This is a genomic window from Nitratireductor sp. GCM10026969, from assembly GCF_042660605.1.
GTDB lineage: Bacteria > Pseudomonadota > Alphaproteobacteria > Rhizobiales > Rhizobiaceae > Chelativorans.
Map to the genome: position 1 here is coordinate 1 of NZ_JBHSUM010000341.1, position 517 is coordinate 517.

Here is a 517-nt window from a genome sequence, read left to right on the forward strand (position 1 = left end):
GCCCTCGGCATTGCCGGCGGCAAGCCCGTGCCCGTGCCGCTCGACTTTTCCGAAAACGGCTGGAGCCTCGACCCCGCCCGCGTCGAGGCCGCCATCACCCCGAACACCCGCGCCCTCTTCGTCAACACGCCGTCGAACCCCACCGGCTGGGCCGCCGACCGCGCCACGCTTCAAGCGCTGCTCGACATCGCCCGCCGCCATGGCCTCTGGATCATCGCCGACGAGATCTACACCAAGTTCTTCTATGCCGGCCGGCGCGCCCCCTCCTTCTTCGACATCGCCACCGACGAGGACCGCATCCTCTACGTCAATTCCTTCTCCAAGAACTGGGCGATGACGGGTTGGCGCATCGGCTGGATCCGCGCCCATCCGGCGCTCAAGACCGTCTTCGAGAACCTCGTGCAATATTCCACCTCGGGCGTGGCCGAGTTCATGCAGCGCGGCGCCGTCGCCGCGCTCGAGGAAGGCGACGCCTTCATCGCCGAGCATGTGGAGCGCGCCCGCGCGGGCCGTGACC

General features: G+C 68.5%; 1 protein-coding gene. It reads left to right on the plus strand.

Annotation, left to right across the window (positions count from 1 at the left end; genetic code table 11):
- Positions 1–517 (plus strand): aminotransferase class I/II-fold pyridoxal phosphate-dependent enzyme (locus ACFP9U_RS25405; protein WP_378625682.1); only part of this gene is annotated, 517 nt, incomplete at both ends.